Origin of the sequence: Flavobacterium sp. HJSW_4 (assembly GCF_042436695.1) — a bacterium.
Taxonomy (GTDB): domain Bacteria; phylum Bacteroidota; class Bacteroidia; order Flavobacteriales; family Flavobacteriaceae; genus Flavobacterium.
The window spans coordinates 174,552-192,990 of sequence record NZ_JBHNPP010000005.1 but is presented as its reverse complement, the minus strand read 5'-3'; the positions used below and the strand labels follow the sequence as shown (position 1 = coordinate 192,990).

Genomic DNA, 18,439 nt, shown 5'->3' with positions numbered 1-18,439 from the left:
TTTAGTTTTTTATAATTTTAATGTATTCTGGAGTTTCCGAATTGATCTTAGCAGCATAAATTCCTGAAGGTAATTTTTCAAGATTTAAAAGAACTTTTCCGCTTTCAGTATTGTAATTTCCTTTAGAAACTAATTGACCGCCAAAGTTGAATAATTCAATTGAAACTTCAGTTTTTGCATTTGGAATTTCGATTTCAATCGTACCAGAAGTAGGGTTTGGATATGCGGCAAGTATTGTTCCCAATTCATAAGAAGAAACTTTTTTAGCATAAACACCTTCACAAGCTTTTGCCGTTGCCACTTCAACCAATCCTGCTTTGTCTAAAGCAACCGTAAAATTGGTGTCTGTTGTCTTAAATTGTTCAGTACCATCAACAAATACGGTAAAAGGAGCAGTTCCTTCTGTAATTTCAACTGCTACATTCTTAGCCGTTACATTAGATTTTCCTGTTGTAGTTGCCGCTTTTGGAATGGTTACTTTAAAGTTTTGTTCGAAAATTTCGTTCGGAATAGTAATTGAAATTGTATAGTTTCCTGGAGCTAAATTCGAATAATTTAAAGTGTTATTTGTAAATGACGCTACTTTGTCATTGATTTTTGCCTGATAAGCAAAAGACTCTTTCGCCGTGATGTTTATTGCTCCATTATTTTCGCCTTGACAAGATTCTCCTACTGCTTCAACAGTAAAATTATTAGGAAGAAGCGTAAGAGGTCCAGCGCAATCTTCAGAAAATCTAACATTTGGATCTGCATAATAAGACCACATTGATTTAGCATAAGTTGCGTCAGTAACCTGAATACATTTTAAATCTGGATTGTTTTTGTAATTAGGAACATCAAGATCGATATAAAGCGATTTTAAGCCATTTTGTAAATTTAAATTGGTAAGCTTGTTGCTGTTAGCATTTACATAAAGTACCTTTTTATTATTTGAGATATCAAAAGTCGTTAATTGGTTACTAGAGAAATTAACATATTGTAACTCTTGGTTATTTACGATGTTTAAAACTTTAAGCTTATTTTTTGGAACAATTAAATATACTAACGCAGGATTTTTTGTTACATCTATTTCTGTAATTTGATTTTCAACTAAATAAAGATCAGTTAGTTTTGAATTTTTAGATAAATCAATAGCCGTTAAATTGTTTTTGTTAGCCGTTAATTTTCCTAATTCAGGCAAAAACGTAACATCTAATGTGTTCAATTGAAGTTCACTACACTCTAATTCCCTAAGTTTTAAGTTTTTTGAAATATCAAACCCTGAGATTGTATTAGTCCCACATGCAAGAGAAGTTAAATTGATATTTTTAGTAACATTTAAATTAGTCAATTTGTTGCTTGAACATTTGTATTCTACTAATGATGTTGATGAAGTTACATCAATATCAGTCAGTAAATTTCTGCTGCAATTAAAGTAAACTAAGTTTGGTTTATTGGTAGTATTTAATGTAGTAAGCTTGTTGTTGTCAACATATAATTGTATTAAGCCACTTTGGTTAGAAAGATCCAAACTGCTTATTTCATTATTGCTACAATTCAATGAAGTTAACTTGCTGTTTGTTACATCTAGATTTTTTAATTTATTATTGAAACAGTTAAGTTCAGATACCTTTTTATTATTAGAAAGATTAATTTCTATCAGATAATTACGATATATATTAACAATAGACAATTCTGTATTATTTGAGATATCCAGAGATGTTAATAGGTTAGTAGAACAATTTAAGTAGTTAAGCTTTGTGTTCTTGCTAACATCCAAACTAGCTATTTGATTGCCATCACAAGACAATTGTGCCAAAGCAGTATTTTTAGAAACATCAAGTTTAGTTATTTTTCCGCAACCGCCACCGCTTGTAGAAACACAGCCGCTTCCGCAATGTAACGCTTCTAATGCAGTAAAGTCTTCAAGACCAGTTAAATCAGCAACTAACATTGGATCAACCTTTAATGATTTTACAGTAGCAATTCTTGAAGTTAATACTCTTCCATCAGCTGTTCCAGAATCGATGCCTAACTCAATCAGTCTTTTTTCAAATTCTTTATCAGGAATAGCGGTATATGTAGGAGCAGAACATGTAGCAGTATAGTTTACATATGCATCTTTTTGTTTCCAATTTAGAGTAGAATAATTTACATCATCAACTTGTATGCAATATAGACTTGGGTTTCCTGTTAAATTTATACCAGTAATCTTGGTATTATTACCGTTCTTTAAATTTATTTCGCCTAATACGGGATTGAATTGACAATATACCGTAGTCAAATTAACATTTTTAGAAAAATCAAGAGTTTTAAATTGACCATGACTTCCCGCAAAACGTTGCAAGTTTAAATTGTTAGAAAGATCAATTGTAGTTAATTCTTTTGATCCACAGTCAATTGATCTTAAGTTAATGTTTTTAGAAACATCTAAAGTTGGGAGTGTGGTATCTGTGAAAAGTAAAGTTTGTAAAGCAATATTATTTGATAGATCTAAACTTGTTAGCGGATTATTAGAACAATCAAGATTAACTAAATTATAGTTTTTTGATATGTCAATAGTTGTAAATGAATTGCCATAGCAATATAATGTCACTAGGCTAGTATTTTTTGAAACATCTAAAGTAGTTAGTTTGTTTCCGGATACATTTATAAGAATTAATCCTGGATTTTTACCAAGATCAAATGAGGTTACTTTTGTATAAGCACAAGAAAATGAAGTTATATTCTGGTTCTTTGAAATATCAATCGTAGTGATTAAATTACTGTCTACTGATAATAACCATAAGTTAGGATTATTAGCGGTGTTGATTGAAGTTATTTTATTTTCGCCACAATTTAAATAGTTTAATTTTGGATTATTAGAAATATCCAAGCTAGTCAATTTATTTACAGAACAATCTAGAGATAGTAAATTGATATTTTTAGAAACATCTAATGTTTTCAATATACCATCAGACTCGGCAGTAGGATAAAGATAAGTGGCTCCTTTTGCGACCAATGTTTCTAAAGCCGTAAAATCTTGAATTCCTGTCAAGTCAGAAATTACTCTTGTGTCAAGGGTTAATGATTTAACGGTTTTAATATTAGATGTTAAAACTTGTCCATCTGTTGCACCACTATCAAGACCTAAAGAGATCAATTTTTTTTCGAATTCAACGTCCGGAATCTTAGTGTATTGCAGTGGAATATCTTTTATATCTACAATTGAAACATTATCAACCAAGATTTCAGAATTAAGAGATCCATAAGTCCAGATATCTAATTCGATATTTTCAGTCACAGTCGGAGTATATTCAAATTCTAATTTTCTCCACTCAGTCGTAGAAAAAGTAGCATCTGATTTTTTAATTATTTCTTCCTTAAAAGTACTAGGTTTATGATACAAACTAAGTTCGATAGAAGTAAATGTTCCTTTCGCAAGCCTGTGATATAAAGTCACTCTATACGTTTTACCTGTGGTTACCGGAAAATAATCAGTATTAATGAAATTAGATGTTCCGCTGGCGATCATCATATTCACGCTCGAAGCACCATTTTGCGCGATAGTGCTTTTAGAAACATAGCCACTAAAATATAGAAGCCAATTGCTTGGTAGATTAGAGGAACTCCAAGTTTCGAAATCTCCATTTTGAACTAAGTTCGTTTGCGCATTAATAGAAAAATTTGCTAATAATAGCAATAAGAGTAGTTTTGCTTTCATAGAAAAAATTTAGAATTCGGTCGCGCAAGTATAGGCCAATTAAACGGATATTCCTTACGGGAAGACGTAAGCAATATATTTTTTGTTGATTTTTTCATAATTCAAAAACAAATACATACAGAAAGTATATTTTTAGTTGATTTGAGTCATTTTTGTAATGATTTGATTCGTAAATATTTGCAAGAAGTATACTTTTGAATAATTTTCGTCAAAATTTCATAACACATTGTTAACAGTTAGTTTTTTGTAACAAAAAAGCATAATTTAGACCCATCTTTTAACTTTACTTATAATATAGATACATGAGTCATATAAAACCTCTTAAATTATCTGCTTTTGCATTACTTGTTTTAGCAGGATGTAGCGCTACAGTACAAGCGCAAGTTTCTGCTTCAAAAGAGTTTATTACAGCGCCTGCGGCAGTTGTAAAAAAAGCTCCTCTAAGCGAAAATGAATTAAAAAGATGGAGTCATCTTGATTTAATAAAAGATTCAATTCCAGGAATGAGCGTTGACAAAGCTTATGCTGAATTATTGCAAGGTAAAAAAGGGCAGAAAGTAATCGTAGGAATTGTAGATTCTGGTGTAGATATCGAGCACGAAGATTTGCAAGGAATGATCTGGACAAATAAGAAAGAAATTCCAGGAAACGGAATCGATGATGACAAAAACGGATTTATTGATGATGTTCACGGATGGAATTTCCTTGGAGATGCTGTTCATGAAAATCTAGAAATGACTCGTATTGCAAAAAAAGCCGATGATGGTTCTGCAGAATATAAAGCAGCTTTAGCAGAGTATACTAAAAAATACGAAGAAGCTCTTCAAGACAAACAGCAAGCAGATTTTTTACTTGATGTTCATAACACAATTAAAAAAGAATTAAATAAGTCAGATTATAAAATCGAAGACTTAAGCGCAATTACTTCAACAGATCCAAAAGTGGCAAGAAGTAAGGCGATTATGACTCAGATTTTTACAAATGCTGGCCCAACTTTTAATCCAGAATCTGAATTAACTGAATACAGCGAACAAGTTGAAGATCAGTTAAAATATAATTTAAATAAAGATTACGACGGAAGAAAAATCGTAGGCGATAATCCAGAAGACATTAAAAACAATCATTACGGAAATAATGTTGTTTTTGGTCCAGACAAAGAAAAAGCACTTCACGGAACTCACGTTGCTGGAATTATTGCTCAAATTAGAGGAAATAATTTAGGAGGAGATGGAGTAGCGAATAACGTTGAAATTTTGACTGTGAGAGCAGTGCCAGATGGAGACGAATACGATAAAGATATTGCTTTGGCAATTCGTTACGCAGTAGACAATGGAGCAAAAGTAATCAACGGAAGTTTCGGAAAAAGTTTCTCTCCGCACAAACAATGGGTTTATGATGCCATTTCTTATGCGGCTAAAAAAGACGTTTTAATTGTTCATGCTGCTGGTAACGATGGTTACAATATCGATGAAGCAAAAAACATCAATTATCCAAACGATTCTAAAGACAACGTAAAAGAATTTGCTGATAATTTAATTACAATTGGAGCAATCAATAAATCATACGGAGAAAATGTTGTGGCTTCGTTTTCAAACTTTGGAAAAATAAACGTAGACGTTTTTGCTCCAGGTGAAGAAATTTATGCAACAGTTCCAAACAATAAATACAAATATTTGCAAGGAACATCAATGGCATCTCCAAATGCAGCAGGTGTTGCAGCTTTAATTCGTTCTTACTATCCGAAATTGAAAGCGGCTCAAGTTAAAAAGATTTTAATGGACTCTGGAGTTGCGCTTCCTTCAACAGTTGTTTTAGGTACAAGCGAAACACCTGGACAAAAACCAGCTCCTGTTTCATCAGCAGAATCATCAAAAACAGCTAAGATGGTAAATGCTTATAATGCTTTATTAATGGCAGAAAAGATGTCTAAAAAATAAACGATAATACACTATTAATCCGATGGAAGGGCTAACGCTCTTCCATTTTCTATTACATATAAACATGCGAAAAATTATTTTACTTTCTTTCCTAAGCTTAGGTTTTAACTCGGCTTTTGCACAAAGCGCCCCATATTGGCAGCAGCACGCTGACTACAAAATGGAGGTTTCGATGGATGTAAAAAACTATCAGTACAAAGGAAAACAAGAATTGGTTTATACCAATAATTCTTCTGATACTCTGAAAAAAGTATTCTATCATTTATTTCCAAATGCATTTCAACCAGGAAGCGAAATGGATGCACGTCTTCATTTTATTAAAGATCCAGACGGAAGAATGGTAAACAAAGTAAAAGGAGCAGACGGAAAAGAAGTAAAACAAAGCCGTATTGAAACTTTAAAACCAAATGAAATTGGTTATTTAAAAATTACAAACTTCAAACAAGACGGTGCAGTTGCCCAAACAAGAGTTTCTGGAACAATCTTAGAAGTAACTTTGGCTAAACCAATTTTGCCAAATTCTAAAACGACTTTTACTTTAGATTTTGACGGACAAGTTCCGGTTCAGGTACGTCGTTCTGGAAGAAATAATTCTGAAGGAGTTGAACTTTCTATGTCACAATGGTACCCAAAATTAGCAGAATTTGATTTCGAAGGATGGCATGCAGATCCTTACATTGCAAGAGAATTTCATGGTGTTTGGGGTAACTTTGATGTAAAAATTACAATCGATAAAGACTACACAATTGGTGGTTCTGGATATTTGCAAGACAAAAATGCTATCGGACATGGTTACGAAGATGCAGGTGTAACAGTTACATATCCTAAAAAAGCAAAAACACTTACATGGCATTTTATCGCGCCAAATGTTCACGATTTTACATGGGCTGCCGATAAAGAATATACTCATGATATTGTAAAAGGACCAAACGATGTTGATTTGCATTTCTTCTACAAAAACAATGAAAAAACAACTGCAAACTGGAAACAGTTAGAGCCTTTAATGGTTAAAGTAATGGATTATTACAACCAAAGAGTTGGAGCTTATCCATACAAACAATACTCATTTATTCAAGGTGGAGACGGTGGAATGGAGTATGCAATGTGTACTTTAATGTTAGGAAACGGAACTCTTGAAGGGATTCTAGGAACAGCTACTCACGAATTAGGACACTCTTGGTTCCAGCATATTTTAGCTTCAAACGAATCAAAACACCCTTGGATGGACGAAGGTTTTACAACTTACATCGAAGACAGTGCTTTGAATGAATTAAAAGGAGACAAAAAAGAGGTAAATCCTTTTGTTGGAAATTATAAAGCGTATTACAGTTTAGTAAATTCTGGAAAAGAACAACCACAAACAACTCACGGAGATCGTTATGACGAAAACCGTCCGTACAGTATTTCTTCTTACATCAAAGGAAGTCTTTTCCTTTCTCAGTTAGATTATTTAATCGGAAAAGAGAATGTTGATGCGACTTTAAAAAGATATTTCAACGATTTTAAATTCAAACACCCAACTCCAAACGATATCAAGAGATCAGCAGAAAGAGTTTCTGGAGCTGAGTTAGATTGGTATTTGATCGATTGGACACAAACTACAAATACTATCGATTACGGAATTAAAGACGTGGCTGACAATGCAGGAAAAACAACAGTTTCTTTAGAAAGAATCGGAAGAATGCCAATGCCAATCGATTTAAAAGTGGATTACACTGACGGAACTTCTGAAACATTCTATATTCCGTTAAGAATGATGAATTTCATCAAACCAAATCCAAATCCAAACGAGAAAAGAACAGTTTTAGAAGACTGGGCTTGGGCACAGCAAAACTATAGTTTTACAATTGACAAAAACAAAACGTCAATCAAAAAAATCACTATCGATCCAAGCGGATTAATGGCTGATGTGAAGCAAACAAATAATGTTTTTGAAGTGAAGTAATTCTCTTTATAATACATAAAAAAAGCCCTTAAATTTAGTTTTAAGGGCTTTTCTTTTATAATCAAGTTTATTCCTATTTTCTATTTTATACCATTTTCATATCTGCGACAACCTCTTCTGGTTGTACTTTTTTAAAAGGAACCAATTCTCTGTAACTCGCAGATCTCCATAACCATTCGATTGGACCATAATTGTATTTTGAAAGCCACCATTTGCTAACAAATAGTTGAATTATAAATACTGAAATAGCAAGGAAAAAGTAAAACCAATACGGCATTGAATCTGCAATTCCGAATCCAATTCCAGAGAAGATAATACCAGCCAATACATTTTGAGTCATATAATTGGTCAATGTCATTTTTCCGCCTGCGCTAAAATAGCTGAAAACCGTTTTTAATTTTCCATTGATGTACAAAAGGCAAATTCCTGTTGAAATAAAAATCATCGTACTTAAAACTAGCCAGTAAAGCGGATGGAAGATTTTTAATATTGGAGATTTATAGATTATAGCAATATTAAATCCGATTCCGATAATTACAGCGAGTGCAAAACTAATTACACAAACATTTTTTAAGAGGCCTTTTAATTCTCTTAAGCGATTGAAAAAGTTTAGTTTTTGAAGTAAAAAACCAAAAAGCATACAGCCCAACATTACATAATGAGCAGTAATGGCATAACCAGGAATAATAATTTGCTCGTAAAATGAAGCTAATAAGTTAAATCTAAAAAAGTCAATCCAGTTTCCAGAATGATATAGTTTTAAATATTCTGGATTTGATGCAATTGCAGGGTGTTCGATTTTTAGACCATTTACATAAGCCATTACAAAAGGAACGGTAAGTATAATTACACCAGAAATAATGGCTAAAGTCTTGGCAGAACATCTGTAGAAAAGCAATAATACAAGTCCTAAAAATGCATAATCTTTTAAAATGTCGCCAAGCCAAAAGGCAGAATTAATAAAAGCTAAAATAAATAGCAAAAACATTCGCCATGCAAAAAAAGCGACAGGATTTTTTCCTTTAGAAGCAACATTGTTAATTAAAATGGCAAATCCGAAGCCAAATAAGAGAGTTAATAATGTCCAAGATTTTGCCGCAAATAAATAGCGGTTAATATATAGGAGAACTTCAGAAAAAGTACTGTGCTTAATTTCTTTTTCTATACCGATGTACAGGAAATCTATATAATTGCCAATTGCCACGCCCAATATGGCCCAGCCCCGAAGTATGTCGGCAATTGCAGTTCTTTTGCTTTGTTCGACAGGATGATAAGAATTTGTCATTTGATTGATGATTTTGTTGTGATTTGATTGATGATTTTGGAATAAACTTGATTAATGTTTAACGCAATCAAAAGTAAATAAATTATAGATTCAAAGTTTTTTCTTATAATAAAATTCACAAAAAAAGCGTGTTATTCTGAAATAACACGCTTTAAAATCTTATCGTTTTTAGATTATGCTAAATGATCTAGCATATCCTTTGTCATAGTTTCCAAATCAAATTTATGATTCCATCCCCAATCTTTTCTAGCTTCAGCATCATCAATACTTGCTGGCCAGCTGTCCGCAATTTTTTGACGGAAGTCTGGATTATAAGTAATCTCAAATTCAGGAATATGTTTTTTGATTTCCGCTGCAATTTCAGTCGGAGTAAAACTCATTGCCGCTAAATTGTATGAAGAATGAATTTTGATTTCTTCAGCCGGAGCTTTCATAATATTAATTGTTGCATCAATTGCATCATCCATATACATCATCGGCATTTTGGTTTCAGATGATAAGAAGCACTCGTATTTTTTATCAGCAATAGCTTTATAAAAAATATCAACCGCATAATCTGTAGTTCCACCGCCTGGAGGAGTCGACCAGCTAATTAAACCAGGATAACGGATGCTTCGAACATCAACACCATAAATATTATGGTAGTATTCGCACCATCTTTCACCTGCTTGTTTACTAATTCCGTAAACTGTTGAAGGCTCCATTACGGTATATTGAGGCGTATTTTCTTTTGGAGTTGTTGGTCCGAAAACGGCAATACTTGAAGGCCAGAAAATCTTCTGAATCTTTTTAGCTTTAGCTAAATTCAAAACATGAAAAAGTGAATTCATATTCAAATCCCAAGCAAAAGCTGGGTTTTTTTCAGCAGTTGCAGATAAAAGCGCCGCCATCAGATACACATCGGTAATTTTATGAACTTCTACCAAATGTTCGATCTGATTAAAATCTAAAGCATTGACTACTTCAAAAGGTCCTGAATTCACAACATCAGTATTTAATTTTCGGATATCAGAAGCAATTACATTCTCTGTACCGTATATTTTACGCAACTTTTGGGTCAGCTCCGTTCCAATTTGACCGCAAGCGCCAATGATCAATATTTTTGGATTCATTTTTTTCATGATTTTTAGTGAGACAAATATAACGTTTTCGTAATCAAATGTGTTTTTTTGAAACAGAAATTATCAATTCAATAATTTAAAACTTTGTTTGTTGGATTATTCATTTTAGAGAGGTGTGTCTTTGTGTCTTTTTATTTTTGGTTTTAAAGCTCCTTTTTAAGAAGAATAAAACGAAAAAAAAGGTCTCATTTAGCGTTATCTACGACAAAAAAAATAACCTTGATTTATAGAATCTTTAGCATAAAAACAGAATTCATAATTGTAAATTTACTTCGTAACTTTGCAGCCTAACATTTTAATAAATGAAATACAAAATATCTCTTTTTCTGCTTTTGACAACTGTATTATTTTCTTGCCAAAATGAAAATGAAAAACGCCTTGCGGAAAATGCAAAAGAAGCGAAAAAGAAAGAAGTTATTTTTAATAATATAAATAAAGGCTGGACTTTTCTAGACGAACCAATTAACGAAATTTCAGAATCACAATTGAATTCATGGACAGAGTGGCGTGAATTTATGAAAGAAATTGGGGATAAGCCTAGAAAGACAATTGGAGCTTTTCAGAAAAAATCGACTGCAATTTCTAAGAAAGCTGTAGCTTTAAACAACAATATACCGCCACAGTTTAATCAGCCACAGATCAAAAGCCGTATTTCTATTTTAATTACTAAAATTAAAATGCTGGATTTATTTATTCATTTAAGTGTAATTCCAGATGATAAAGTCGTGTTTTTGATACAAGAAATCAATAAAGAGATGATTTCGTTGGAAAGACAAATGGATAAAATTGTTGAAAAAGCTAAAATTCCAAAAGAGGAAGGAGAAGCAGATTTCCTTAGAATGTTGGATACAACGCGCGCGATTCCGAGTTCGAGTGCTCCTCAGGTTCCACTACAAAATATAGATCAAAACGCACCAAAAGTTGAGTAAAAACGCCTTATATACAACCTACGATAATCTGCCAAAAGCACAGCAGATTGCATCAAGTTTACTGGAAGGGAATCAGGTAAAAATGAACATCAGCGGATTATTGGGATCTGCTGTTTCATTTATTATCCGTTCTGTTTTCAGAAAAACCGAACTGCCTTTTCTGATTGTTTTAGACAACAAAGAAGAAGCGGCGTACTATCTAAATGATTTAGAGCAAATGATTGGCGAGCAGGACGTATTGTTTTATCCTGCTTCATTTCGTCGTCCGTACCAGATTGATGAAACTGATAATGCCAATGTTTTGCTTCGTGCTGAGGTTTTAAATAGAATCAATTCAAGAAAAAAACCGGCCGTAATTGTTACGTATCCGGAAGCACTTTTTGAAAAAGTAGTTACGCGAAGAGAATTAGATAAAAATACTTTAAAAGTAGCTTTAAACGATAAAATTTCGATTGATTTTATCAACGAAGTTTTATTTGAATACGAATTTAAAAGAGTAGATTTCATTACAGAACCTGGAGAATTTTCGGTTCGTGGAGGAATTGTCGATGTATTCTCTTTTTCAAATGATCATCCGTACAGAATTGAGTTTTTCGGAAACGAAGTAGACAGCATCAGAACTTTTGACGTTGAAACGCAATTGTCTGTAGAAACACATAAAAAAATCACGATTATCCCGAATGTTGAAAACAAACTTTTTCAGGAAAACCGTGAGAGTTTCTTAGATTATATTGCTGAAAAAACAGTTATTTTCATCCAAAATACCGAAGGACTTTTTAGTCAATTGGACAGACAATTCGCAAGAGCAGAAGAAGCTTTTGAGAAATTATCGAAAGAAATAAAACATGCTACGCCAGAACAATTGTTTTTAAATCAGGCGTCATTTATAAAAAGATCTTTGGATTTTTCAGTTGTAGAATTGGCTTCGAGACCAGTTTATAAAACAGCTAAGAAATTCGAATTCCATATTCAGCCACAACCATCATTCAACAAACAATTTGATTTATTACTCAATAATCTAAGTGATAACCATTTTAACGGATATGTTAATTATCTGTTTTGTTCGAATGATACGCAGGCAAAACGTTTTCATGATATTTTTGAAAGCTTAGATGAAGCCAATTCAGAAAACATCAGAAAGCAATATCATACGATTGTATTGCCTTTGTACCAAGGTTTTATTGATGAAGAAAATCAAATAACGGCTTATACAGATCACCAGATTTTTGAGCGTTATCATAAATTCAACATCAAAAATGGGTATTCTAAAAAGCAGAATATCACTTTAAAAGAGTTAACTGCACTTTCTGTAGGCGATTATGTAACGCATATCGATCACGGAATCGGGAAGTTTGGGGGACTGCAGAAAATTCAAGTTGAAGGAAAAACGCAGGAAGCCATAAAATTGGTTTATGCCGATAATGATATTGTGTATGTGAGCATTCACTCGCTTCATAAAATCTCGAAATACAACGGAAAAGACGGAACGCCTCCGAAAATATATAAACTTGGTTCGAACGCTTGGAAGGTTTTAAAACAGAAAACCAAAGTGCGTGTCAAACATATTGCATTCAATTTGATTCAGTTGTATGCGAAACGCCGTTTAGAAAAAGGTTTTCAGTTTGCGCCTGATAGTTATCTTCAAAATGAATTGGAAAGTTCGTTTATTTATGAAGATACGCCAGACCAAATGAAATCGACGGCAGAGGTGAAAGCCGATATGGAAAGCGATCGCCCAATGGATCGTTTGGTTTGTGGTGACGTTGGTTTCGGAAAAACTGAGGTTGCGATTCGTGCTGCTTTTAAAGCCGTGGATAATAGTAAGCAAGTTGCAGTTTTAGTTCCTACAACAATCTTAGCGTATCAACATTACAGAACATTTTCGGAACGTTTAAAAGACATGCCAGTTTCAATAGGTTACTTAAACCGATTTAGAACAGCAAAACAAAAAACACAAACTTTAAAAGATTTAGCGGAAGGTAAACTAGATATCGTAATTGGAACTCATCAATTAGTAAACAAAAATGTGGTTTTTAAAGACCTTGGTTTATTGATCGTTGATGAGGAACAAAAGTTTGGAGTAAACGTAAAAGATAAATTAAAAACCATTGCTGCCAATGTTGATACCTTGACATTAACGGCAACGCCAATTCCGAGGACTTTACAGTTTTCATTAATGGCGGCGCGAGATTTATCGGTAATTACAACTCCTCCGCCAAATCGTTATCCAATTGAAACGAATGTGGTTGGTTTTAATGAAGAAATTATTCGTGATGCGATTTCGTATGAAATTCAAAGAAACGGACAGGTTTTCTTTATCAATAACCGAATCGAAAATATAAAAGAAGTGGCAGGAATGATTCAGCGTTTGGTTCCAAATGCAAGAGTCGGAATTGGTCACGGACAAATGGACGGCGCGAAACTTGAAGAATTGATGTTAGGTTTTATGAACGGAGATTTTGATGTTTTGGTTGCCACAACAATCATCGAAAGCGGATTGGACGTTCCAAACGCCAATACAATTTTCATCAACAATGCTAATAATTTTGGTTTATCAGATTTGCATCAAATGCGTGGTCGAGTAGGGCGAAGCAATAAAAAAGCATTCTGTTATTTCATCTGTCCGCCGTATTCATCCATGACCGAAGATGCGAGAAAACGTATTCAAGCATTGGAGCAATTCAGCGAATTAGGAAGCGGTTTCAATATTGCCATGAAAGATTTGGAAATTCGTGGAGCAGGAGATTTATTAGGAGGAGAACAAAGCGGTTTCATTAACGAAATTGGTTTTGATACGTACCAAAAAATCATGAATGAAGCGATTGAGGAATTGAAGGAAAACGAATTCAAAGATTTGTATCCTGAAGAAAATGATATCGATACAAAAGAATACGTAAAAGACATTCAAATCGATGCCGATTTCGAGTTATTATTCCCAGATGAATATATCAACAACGTTTCAGAACGTTTGGTTTTATACAACGAATTGGGTGCGATAAAAGATGAAGCCGGTTTACAAGAATTCGAGAAAAAACTAATTGACCGTTTCGGACCGTTGCCAAAACCTGCTGTTGCTTTATTAAACAGCATCAGAATTAAATGGATTGCAACGAAAGTCGGAATCGAGAAATTGGTCTTGAAACAAGGCAAAATGATTGGTTATTTCGTTTCAGATCAACAATCTGATTATTACCAATCGGTGAAGTTTAGAAATGTTTTAAACTTCGTGCAAAAGCACAGTAATCTCTGCAAAATGAAAGAAAAACAAACCGTAAACGGCTTACGCTTATTATTGACTTTTGAAAATGTGAAGTCGATTAAACGTGCGCTAGAGTTGATGGAGTTGTTTGAGGAATAAAATAAGTTTACCACGAATTCACGAATTTATTTTAAGCGTATTTTTAAAATATTCGTGAATTCGTGGCTAAAAAAATTAAGTTTTATTTACCTTTTATTTAAGAAAAACCTTAGAACTAAAAAGTTTTCTTTGAACCAAAATTTTTCAAAGCCAACTTTTATGCAAAATCAATTTCTTGTTCTTTTTTTACTTCTTGGATTTACTTCAATTTTTGCCCAAGGAAAAGGCAAAATCATTTTAAACGATACATTAAAATCTGAAACTATTGATCCGCTTCTTCCTGCAAAAGCGGCATTTTATTCTGCAGTTTTACCTGGTTTAGGTCAGATTTACAATAAAAAATATTGGAAACTTCCTTTGGTTTATGGTGCAATTGGCACAAGTGCTTATTTGTATATAGACAATCAGAAAAACTACAATGTTTATAGAAACGAATATAAAAATAGACTCGAAGGTAAAAAAAGCGATTCTGAATTTTTAGCAAGATTAAGCGAAAGCCAGTTAATTACAGCTCAAAAAGGTTATCAAAGAAATAGAGATTTATCAGCCTTGTTTATGGTTGGTTTTTATGTTCTAAACATTATCGATGCCAACGTTGATGCTGCTTTATCTCAGTTTAATGTAAGCGAAAATCTAGCTTTTAAACCTTCGCTAATAAGCAATGATATAACTTCTAAGAATAATGTTGGCTTCGCTATGAATTATTCGTTTTAGAAAATAAAAAAGGCGTATGAGTTATTCCATACGCCTTTTTCATTTTTCTTTAAAAAAGTTATTCTAGTTTCAAATAATGTAAACCTTTATTTCCTGAAACAATAATTTTCGATTTAGAAAAAGAAATATCATTTACCACTGATTCTGCTGGTAATTCAAGCTCCAATTCCCATGTTGCGCCAGCATCTTTTGTAACATAAATTTTGTCGCCAGATTGTATGTACCACTGCGTTTCTGTTCTAAGAAATATACTTTTTACATCAGTTTTAACTACGCTCCATGTTTTTAGCATATCAGTAGAAGCAACCAGTGCTTTGTTCGTATTATCTATAGTGAAAACTTTGTTGATATTTAAGAATTTGTAACCGTAAGATAAGTCAAGATTTGCTTTCGTAATAGTATCAATAACAGTCCAGTCACTATATCCAGTTGGAGATTCCATTACGATATTTCTGTTTTTATTTGAGCCTTCTTTAATAAAATCATTTATTACTCCTAACTGATAAAATTTACCGTTTGTAGATTTTGCTAAAGTAGTGATTGAAGCTCTATAGAAATTTCCTCTAGCTGTCCATACTGGAGGTTCATTTTTAATAATTGTGGCTCCATTATCTTTTGTATAAATCTGTGCTCCTCTTAATGTGCTTACAATGCTCATATTCTGATCCAGATAGCTAATATTTAATCCATTAATTGCAGGGCTAAAACTAGATGTAACAGATGTTGAATTGTTGGTTTCGAAGCCACTATCAGAATAAAATGCTTGAATTGTATTTGTTAAAACACCATATTTATCATTTAGCATTTTAAAAGCACCATAGCTGCCAAGCTGCTTAACATAAACTTGTTTAAGACCTTCTGAAGTTCCTTGCAACTTTGCAGGAAATCCCCAGAAAGAAAAATCACGGATATCACTGTCAGCAAATGAAAAAATAGAATTACTGTCATCAAACACGTTAGAAGTCATAATATCATATGATCCTAAGCCATTCAATTTAGTCCATCCTTTTTTTATGACAAAGAAATTGGAACGGTCGCTTAGTGTTTTATTAATTTGAATTCTTATCGAATTGGTACCCGCTTTTATTGCATCTGTTACTGAAATTACAATTTTGGTATCTGTAACTTCCTTAGCAGTGATTTTCTCTGTATCATTTATTAATAATACTGTTGGGTAATCTTTGTTAACAAAATTTATTCCTTTGATTTCTAAATCTTGTCCAACAATTAAAAATTCAGAAGAAAGTGCTGTAATAGTAATTGGCAACGGATCTTTTACTACTGGTGTAACAGGTGTTTCTGGTTTATTTCCAGAATCATCGCTGGAACAAGAGAAAAATAATCCTCCTGCTAATATAAGGCTAAGTAAAAGTAGTTTTTTATTCATGTTTTTGGGATTAAATTAAAGTGCAAAAAAAAGAAATCATATGGTGAAATCAATACGGGAAACCTCATTTTAGATTACTTTATTAAAAAAAGCGCATGAAATTCTGTTGTGTTCTTATTTGGCAATCAGTTTTTTAGTTGCCTTGAAATCTTTAGAAATAATATTGACAATATAAACTCCTGAAGATAAGTGATGATTGACTTATCTCATCATCAAAAAATTTTAAATTCTAACATTTGAAAACAAACTAAAAACTTGTCAAGTATTGATTTTGCTGGATTTTTTTAAAAGAAAAAAATAAAAGAAGTCAAAAAAAAATCACTCCGAAGAGTGATTTCATGGCATTATTGTGGTTTTGGTTAGATAATTGTATCGTCAATTTGAAAAAGCGTTATTCGATTTGAACTCTCGGAACACTTATCTCAAAATAATTTAATTCATTTTAGAATCAAAATTGGTATTGTTTCTTGATGTGTTAGCAAATATATAAAAATATTATTCTTAATAAATTATATTCAAAAAAACTTAATTCGTATTTTTTGTTAGTTTTTTATATGAAAGACATGAAATATAGTGTGAAGTGGCTTTTTTACAAGTAAGTGTCATATTGACGCTTTTCCGAAATAAAATTTATTTCAGAATTTGTCTTTTGAGAATATTCTTATCTAAAAAAGAATATTAGTATCAGATTAAAAAACAAAATCCTTTTATCTTCAGGAAAGATAAAAGGATTGCGTGCAAAGGAGAATCAAAAAAGATTCTTTATTTTTATATTAGTTAGTTTTTCAAGTCTTTAATTACTTTGAAAGCGACATCAACTTGATCTTCTCCAACTAAGATTGTAAATTCATTTGAAGTAGAAATTACCTCATTGATAATGATTCCTTCCCAAGCCAAACGCTGGAAAATAAAATAGTAAATACCAGGAACAACAATGTTTTCTTTTGGTAATTTTACTGTAATAGAAGCTAAATTATCTAATTTCTGGATTAATTTTTCTCTCATAAAGTGTTTTTCAACTAAGTGATTTACACTACTGCTGACAACGATATTGGTTTCGTTTACACCACGAGATGAGGTATAAAAAATATCAGATAAAGCATTAATATCAGAGATCAAATCTGCTTGTTTGTTCAAAACAGTTTCTGAAGCTGCAAAAGTGTAATCGGTAAGTTCAGAACGAACAGTGATTTCACCAATATTCTTAATTACTTTATTGATTTTGTGGTTTAATTTGAAATCTAATTCTTCTGTTAGTCGTTTTAAAGACATTACTACAGCGCCTTGTTTTACTTCTTTGCCAAACTCACTTTCTAATTCGGTCATAATATTTCGCGAAAGTGAAGTCAGGTTAATAATTCCGAGCGACAGGGCATTTAATAAAAATGGTTTTGTTTTAATGTAGTTTTCTACAATAGAAGAAACAGTTTTCATAATTCTTTTTTTTTTTTGGTAACAGTTGAGTTGGTTGTTAATTTAACATTACGATGTTATAATTCTTTGCAAATATAAATAAAAAAACAAATTGTTACAATTATAACAATAAAAAATTATGTTAAAAGTGATAAAAAGCGTCGGTAAGATGTTCAATTGCAAATGATTCCCCTTTTTTATAGATGGCAACGATGTCAAAACGGATTTCTAGATCTTCCTGAAAATCCTTTTCCCTATCGTTTATGTAGGCATTTACTGCTTTAATAAGTAATTGAATCTTTTTTGGCTTCACAAAATCTTGTGGAGAGCCAAAATCTAAACTCGAACGGGTTTTTACTTCAACTATGGCCAAAACACAATCTTTTTCTGCAATGATATCTATTTCGGCTTTATTAGAAACGTAATTTCTATCTCGAATAGTATATCCGTTTTCTTCAAGATGTGCCACTGCGAGATCTTCTCCAAGTTTTCCTAAATCATTATGTTCTGCCATTGCTGTAGTATTCAGTTTTAGTCACAGTTTTCAGTGTGAATCTTAGAATTTATTTTTGCTAAATGAATATTGCACGAAAAAACGCAAAATCACAAAGCATTTTAAAACTTTGCGACTTTGCGTCTTTCGAGATTTTTATGTGGTATTCTGAGTT

Annotated in this window: 11 protein-coding genes and 1 pseudogene; 5 read left to right on the top strand and 7 right to left on the bottom strand. The window is 32.4% G+C overall.

Translation table 11 applies throughout. The annotated features are described in order from the left end of the window. Position 1: 1 nt before the first annotated feature. Positions 2–3,682 carry a T9SS type A sorting domain-containing protein gene (locus tag ACE01P_RS06930; protein WP_379695630.1) on the bottom strand — a complete coding sequence of 1,227 codons (3,681 nt, stop codon included), beginning with the start codon at positions 3,680–3,682 and terminating at the stop codon, positions 2–4. A 302-nt stretch (positions 3,683–3,984) separates the two neighbouring features. Between ACE01P_RS06930 and ACE01P_RS06925 the strand changes: the two genes are divergently transcribed. Together ACE01P_RS06925 and ACE01P_RS06920 are read left to right on the top strand one after the other, a co-directional pair. Beyond that, entirely contained in the window at positions 3,985–5,619 is a 1,635-nt protein-coding gene (locus tag ACE01P_RS06925) for a S8 family peptidase (RefSeq protein WP_379695628.1), read from the top strand. Between the two features lie 64 nt (positions 5,620–5,683). Then, positions 5,684–7,564 (top strand): M1 family metallopeptidase, encoded by a 1,881-nt coding sequence (locus tag ACE01P_RS06920; RefSeq protein ID WP_379695626.1) that lies wholly within the window; start codon positions 5,684–5,686, stop codon positions 7,562–7,564. A gap of 85 nt (positions 7,565–7,649) precedes the next feature. Here the strand turns inward: ACE01P_RS06920 and ACE01P_RS06915 are convergent, their stop codons facing one another. Together ACE01P_RS06915 and ACE01P_RS06910 are read right to left on the bottom strand one after the other, a co-directional pair. Then, positions 7,650–8,849, bottom strand: a complete 1,200-nt coding sequence (locus ACE01P_RS06915; protein ID WP_379695624.1) for a DUF418 domain-containing protein — start codon at positions 8,847–8,849, stop codon at positions 7,650–7,652. 173 nt (positions 8,850–9,022) lie between these two features. Beyond that, on the bottom strand, positions 9,023–9,961 hold the full coding sequence (locus tag ACE01P_RS06910) for an L-threonine 3-dehydrogenase (RefSeq protein ID WP_379695623.1): 939 nt from the start codon (positions 9,959–9,961) through the stop codon (positions 9,023–9,025). Between the two features lie 311 nt (positions 9,962–10,272). Between ACE01P_RS06910 and ACE01P_RS06905 the strand changes: the two genes are divergently transcribed. The 3 genes from ACE01P_RS06905 (at position 10,273) to ACE01P_RS06895 (ending at position 14,971) form a co-directional block, all read left to right on the top strand. After that, positions 10,273–10,899 carry a hypothetical protein gene (locus tag ACE01P_RS06905; protein WP_379695621.1) on the top strand — a complete coding sequence of 209 codons (627 nt, stop codon included), beginning with the start codon at positions 10,273–10,275 and terminating at the stop codon, positions 10,897–10,899. Continuing rightward, complete coding sequence (gene mfd / locus ACE01P_RS06900; protein ID WP_379695619.1) at positions 10,892–14,257, top strand: transcription-repair coupling factor; 3,366 nt, start codon at positions 10,892–10,894, stop codon at positions 14,255–14,257. The genes ACE01P_RS06905 and mfd overlap by 8 nt, the downstream gene beginning before the upstream one ends. A 159-nt stretch (positions 14,258–14,416) precedes the next feature. Further along, complete coding sequence (locus tag ACE01P_RS06895; protein ID WP_379695617.1) at positions 14,417–14,971, top strand: DUF5683 domain-containing protein; 555 nt, start codon at positions 14,417–14,419, stop codon at positions 14,969–14,971. A 58-nt stretch (positions 14,972–15,029) separates the two neighbouring features. Here ACE01P_RS06895 and ACE01P_RS06890 read toward each other — a convergent pair whose 3' ends face one another. The 4 genes and pseudogenes from ACE01P_RS06890 to ACE01P_RS06875 form a co-directional block, all read right to left on the bottom strand. After that, positions 15,030–16,358 (bottom strand): hypothetical protein, encoded by a 1,329-nt coding sequence (locus tag ACE01P_RS06890; RefSeq protein WP_379695615.1) that lies wholly within the window; start codon positions 16,356–16,358, stop codon positions 15,030–15,032. Between the two features lie 114 nt (positions 16,359–16,472). Next, a pseudogene (locus ACE01P_RS06885) lies at positions 16,473–16,544 on the bottom strand (hypothetical protein); the annotation flags it as partial. 591 nt (positions 16,545–17,135) lie between these two features. Further along, the gene (locus ACE01P_RS06880; RefSeq protein WP_008466087.1) at positions 17,136–17,792 is read right to left on the bottom strand and encodes a hypothetical protein; all 657 of its coding nucleotides are present in this window, start codon (positions 17,790–17,792) and stop codon (positions 17,136–17,138) included. Between the two features lie 121 nt (positions 17,793–17,913). Beyond that, entirely contained in the window at positions 17,914–18,285 is a 372-nt protein-coding gene (locus ACE01P_RS06875) for a YraN family protein (protein WP_379695613.1), read from the bottom strand. Positions 18,286–18,439: the final 154 nt, after the last annotated feature.

What these genes read in the sequence shown, in the direction of transcription:
- ACE01P_RS06930 (WP_379695630.1), bottom strand. Translation starts at nt 3,682, where the DNA reads ATGAAAGCAAAACTACTCTTATTGCTATTATTAGCAAATTTTTCTATT.
- ACE01P_RS06925 (WP_379695628.1), top strand. Translation starts at nt 3,985, where the DNA reads ATGAGTCATATAAAACCTCTTAAATTATCTGCTTTTGCATTACTTGTT.
- ACE01P_RS06920 (WP_379695626.1), top strand. Translation starts at nt 5,684, where the DNA reads ATGCGAAAAATTATTTTACTTTCTTTCCTAAGCTTAGGTTTTAACTCG.
- ACE01P_RS06915 (WP_379695624.1), bottom strand. Translation starts at nt 8,849, where the DNA reads ATGACAAATTCTTATCATCCTGTCGAACAAAGCAAAAGAACTGCAATT.
- ACE01P_RS06910 (WP_379695623.1), bottom strand. Translation starts at nt 9,961, where the DNA reads ATGAATCCAAAAATATTGATCATTGGCGCTTGCGGTCAAATTGGAACG.
- ACE01P_RS06905 (WP_379695621.1), top strand. Translation starts at nt 10,273, where the DNA reads ATGAAATACAAAATATCTCTTTTTCTGCTTTTGACAACTGTATTATTT.
- ACE01P_RS06895 (WP_379695617.1), top strand. Translation starts at nt 14,417, where the DNA reads ATGCAAAATCAATTTCTTGTTCTTTTTTTACTTCTTGGATTTACTTCA.
- ACE01P_RS06890 (WP_379695615.1), bottom strand. Translation starts at nt 16,358, where the DNA reads ATGAATAAAAAACTACTTTTACTTAGCCTTATATTAGCAGGAGGATTA.
- ACE01P_RS06880 (WP_008466087.1), bottom strand. Translation starts at nt 17,792, where the DNA reads ATGAAAACTGTTTCTTCTATTGTAGAAAACTACATTAAAACAAAACCA.
- ACE01P_RS06875 (WP_379695613.1), bottom strand. Translation starts at nt 18,285, where the DNA reads ATGGCAGAACATAATGATTTAGGAAAACTTGGAGAAGATCTCGCAGTG.